The sequence below is a fragment of the Limnochorda sp. genome, assembly GCF_047459355.1.
Classification (GTDB): domain Bacteria; phylum Bacillota; class Limnochordia; order Limnochordales; family Limnochordaceae; genus Limnochorda.
The window spans coordinates 1-3,993 of record NZ_VSCV01000063.1 but is presented as its reverse complement, the minus strand read 5'-3'; the positions used below and the strand labels follow the sequence as shown (position 1 = coordinate 3,993).

The window sequence follows — 3,993 nt, the reverse complement described above, 5'->3', positions numbered from 1 at the left end:
GCGGCGGCCCAAGATCCTCCTCCTGGAGAACCCCACCATCGGCGTGGACGTGGGAGCCCGCCAAGAGATCTACCAGGCCCTGCTGGAGATGAAGCGGGAAGGGATCGCCCTGGTCCTGGTCAGCGATGACACCAAAGAGTACGTCACGCTCTGCGATCGGGTGGTCTTCATGCGGGACGGGAAGGCCGAGCGGTCGCTGGACGGGGCGGCGTTCGCGGAGGTTGTAGGCTCATGAGTCTGATGGAACGGCACCACAGCAACGTGGACCTTCGGCAGCGGATCAAAGTGCCGCCGGTCGTCTGGATGCTCCTCTTCTTTCTGGTGGTCTTCACCCTCCTGTTCCCCGACCGGTTTCTGACGCCGCTCAGCCTGTCGGCCATGTTGGGCGAGTTCGTCACCATCATCCTCTTCGCCCTGGGGCCGACCATCGTGGCTGTCGTCGGCAGCATGGACATGACCTTCTTGGGCATCTGGATGCTGGGCGGCATCCTCTGGTGGTACCTGTCCCCCATCTTGGGCCCGGCGGCCGTGCTGGTGCTGCCGCTGTTGGGTCTGTTCACCGGGTGGTTGGTGGGCACCCTCTTGGTCCGGGCTCGGGCCCCGTCCTTCATCCTCACCCTCTGCTTGACGGCCCTCTACGCGGGCTTGACCGCGCGGCTGGCGGGGGGCTATCCCCGGCTCATCCGTGGGTTCGACTTCCTCACCGCGCGGGTGATGCCGGTGGTGCCCACCGAGCTCCTCTGGAGCCTCCCCCTGATTCTGCTGGCCATTGGCCTGATGCGGTGGACGCCTTTGGGCGTCCGGCTCCGGGCGGTGGGCTCCAACCAAGAGGGGGCGCGGCTCGCTGGCGTGAACGCGGACCGCTACCGGGTCATTGCCTTCACCCTCAGCGGCCTCCTGAGCGGGCTGGGCGCCATCATCCAGGTGAAGCACCTGGGTGGGTCGGTCCCCCTGGGGCTGGACATGCAGATGCTGGTGGCGCCTCTGGTGGCCATTGTCTTGGGCGGGACCCTCTTCACCGGCGGGGCGGGCGGGCCGGAGCGGACCCTTCTCGGCACGCTGGCGTACGTGGTCCTCTACCGCGGGCTGTACACCTCCTTCCTCCGGCCAGAGACGTTGGAAGTTCTGGTGGGGCTCGTGCTGGTGGGAGCGGTCATCTTCGCCTCGCGTGGACTCAAAGGGGTCAAGGTTACCTGACGGCCGGGAGGGGCAGAGATGGATCTGGTACGGAAAGGCTTCGGAGAGAATCGAGCCATCATCGTTTCGGTGCTGGCCACCATTGTCGCCGTCATCATCTTCCAGGCGATCAACCCGTTCTTCCTGAGCCCGCAGGGCCGCATCACGCTGGTCTACTCCTCAGCCTACTTCCTCATCGCGGCGGTGGGGCTCACCTTCGTGATGCTGACGGGGTCCTTCGACTTCTCCGTCGTGGCCCAGGTGAAGCTGGCCGCCATGCTCTGCGCGCTCTACGTGGACTGGCTGGGGCCCTGGGTGGTGGTGGTCGCGATCCTGGTCTGCGGCCTGATCGGCGTGACCAACGGCGTGCTCACCGCCGTCCTGCGGGTGCCCTCCTTCCTGGCCACCCTGGCCATGTCCGTCTTCATTGAAGGGGTGGCCCTCTACCTCTCCCGGGGGTTCCTGCACGTGGTCCGGGACCGCTTCCTCCGGAACCTGGCGGTCCGCTTCGTGGGCGGCTTGCCCATGGTCTTTTACTGGGCTCTGGCGGTCTGGATCGTGGCGGTGCTGGTGGCCAAGTACACCCGCTTCGGCCGGCGCCTCTACGCCCTGGGCGGGAATGTGACCGCGGCCGAGCTGAGCGGGATCAACGTCGCCCGGGACCGGATCCTGGCCTTCGCCATCTGCGGGGTGCTGGCCGGACTGGCGGGTGTGCTCTACATCGGGCAGTACGGCGGCGGCTCCATTGAGATGGGCGCCACCATGATGATCCCGCTCTTCGCCAGCGTCGTCGCGGGCGGCACCGCCCTGACGGGCGGCGTGGGCGGCCCCCAGGGGACCATCCTCGGGGTGATCGTGGTCACCTGGATTCAGGCGGGCTTGCAGATGCTGGGCGTGGCCAGCGACATCCAGCTGGTGGTCTTTGCCATCATCGCCATCTTGATGAGCATTGTGACCGTTGATCGCAGCAAGGGCAGCATCGTCACCTGACCTCCTGAGAGGTCTGGGCTCTGGCGTGCCCGTGAAACCAATTCGGTGGAGGGATCGAGATGCGGTTTAAGGACAAGGTCGTCATCGTCACCGGCGGTGGACAGGGCCTGGGTGAGGCGTTCTGCAAGGGCTTTGCCCGGGAAGGCGCGCACGTGGCCATCGTCGAGATCAACGAGACGACGGGCAAGAAGGTGGAAGAGGAGATCACCCAGGCGGGTGGGTCGGCGGTCTTCTTCAAGACCGACGTCTCCTCCAAGAGCGAGTGCCAGGCGACCGTCGACCAGGTCATGGCCCGCTGGGGCCGGATCGACGTCCTGGTGAACAACAGCGGCGTCCACAGCGGGGGCAACTTCTGGGAGGAGACGGAAGAGGCCTGGCAGCGCATGTTCGCCGTCAACGTGATGGGCGTCGTCTTCATGAGCCAGGTGGTCGTGCCCATCATGATCAAGCAGGGCAAGGGGAAGATCATCAACGTCTCCTCCAAGGCGGCCATCGTGGGTGAGCCCAACCACGCGGCGTACAGCGCCTCCAAGGGTGCCGTCCTCTCCCTGACCCGGGCCATGGCCGTCGAGCTGGCCCCGCGGGGCATCAACGTCAACGCCATCACGCCTGGGACCACCCTCACGCCTCTGGGCAAGGCGGCCATGGAGGACCCCGTCACCCGGAAGGCCCTGGAGAGCAACATCCCCTTGGGCCGGCTGGGCGAGCCCGAGGACCACGTCGGCTCTGTTCTCTTCCTCGCGTCGGAGGAGTCGGATTGGATGAGCGGCCAGTACATCGTGGTGGACGGCGGGCTGTCGGCCATCTGACGGCGGCCAGGGCAAGGCGAGCTGCATGATCACGTGGGAGGGGAGCAGATGAAAGCGGCGGTCTACTACGGCATCAGGGACATCCGGCTCGAGGAGCGGCCGACCCCCCGTCCCGACGACGAGCACATCATCGTCCGGGTTGAGGCGTGCAGCATCTGCGGGACGGACACCAAGCTCTACACCAAGGGGAACCCCCGCGTCACCGAGCCCAGGATTCCTGGTCACGAGATCTTCGGCGTGGTGGAGCACGTGCCCCCCTCGGTCCGGGATCTCGCCGCCGGTGAGCCCGTGCTGATTGCGCCCGCCGTCGGGTGCGGTCTCTGTCCCGAGTGCTTGACCGGGGCGACCAACATGTGCGCCGATCTGCAGACCATCGGCATCGACTGGGATGGCGGGTTCGCGGAGTACGTCGCCGTTCCCCGCAGGGCGAGGGCCAACATCGTCAAGGTCCCGGCGGGGATCCCACCGGAGCAGGTTCCCCTGGCCGAGCCCCTCGCCTGCTGCATCAATGGACAAGCCCAGGTGCAGATCCGGGCCGGCGAGACGGTGGCCGTCATCGGCATGGGCCCCATCGGCTCCCTCCACGTGATGCTGGCCAAGCTCCAGGGTGCCACGGAGGTCATCGCCATCGATCTCTCGCCGGATCGGCTCCGCCTGGCGGAGGAGCTGGGGGCGACCCAGACCGTCTGCTCGGCGGACGTCGATCCGGTCCAGGCGGTCCGGGATCTGACCGGCGGCGCGGGGGCCCACGTGGTCATCGTCGCCGCGCCGGTGGCCCAGGTCCAGGCTCAGGCCCTGGAGATGTGCCGGCGTCGGGGGCGGCTGCTGCTCTTCGCCGGGCTGCCCAAAGGGACCACGGTCACCCTCGACACCAACCTGATCCACTACGGCGAGATCCGGGTTGCCGGGGCGCACGCCTCGACGGCAGCCCAGAATGCCCTGGCCCTCCACCTGATCGCGTCGGGGGCTGTCCCCGTCGGGAGGCTGGTCACCAGCGTCCTCCCGCTGGATCAGGTGC

General features: G+C 67.3%; 4 protein-coding genes and 1 pseudogene. All 5 read left to right on the top strand.

Going from position 1 to position 3,993, the window contains the following annotated elements; genetic code table 11:
* Positions 1-235: pseudogene (locus FWJ67_RS10720) on the top strand (sugar ABC transporter ATP-binding protein); the annotation flags it as partial.
* Entirely contained in the window at positions 232-1,197 is a 966-nt protein-coding gene (locus FWJ67_RS10715) for an ABC transporter permease (protein ID WP_304172878.1), read from the top strand. The pseudogene FWJ67_RS10720 and the gene FWJ67_RS10715, both read left to right, overlap by 4 nt.
* A gap of 18 nt (positions 1,198-1,215) precedes the next feature.
* Positions 1,216-2,166 (top strand): ABC transporter permease, encoded by a 951-nt coding sequence (locus FWJ67_RS10710; protein WP_304172880.1) that lies wholly within the window; start codon positions 1,216-1,218, stop codon positions 2,164-2,166.
* Positions 2,167-2,225: 59 nt separating this feature from the next.
* A complete protein-coding gene (locus FWJ67_RS10705; protein ID WP_304172882.1) occupies positions 2,226-2,975 on the top strand; it encodes an SDR family NAD(P)-dependent oxidoreductase in 750 nt (249 codons plus the stop codon).
* A gap of 48 nt (positions 2,976-3,023) precedes the next feature.
* Positions 3,024-3,993: alcohol dehydrogenase catalytic domain-containing protein (locus FWJ67_RS10700; RefSeq protein ID WP_414482808.1), on the top strand; the 970-nt coding region annotated here is incomplete at its 3' end.

Excerpts from the sequence above, each read along its gene's own strand:
- FWJ67_RS10715 (WP_304172878.1), top strand. The coding sequence starts at position 232 with ATGAGTCTGATGGAACGGCACCACAGCAACGTGGACCTTCGGCAGCGG.
- FWJ67_RS10710 (WP_304172880.1), top strand. The coding sequence starts at position 1,216 with ATGGATCTGGTACGGAAAGGCTTCGGAGAGAATCGAGCCATCATCGTT.
- FWJ67_RS10705 (WP_304172882.1), top strand. The coding sequence starts at position 2,226 with ATGCGGTTTAAGGACAAGGTCGTCATCGTCACCGGCGGTGGACAGGGC.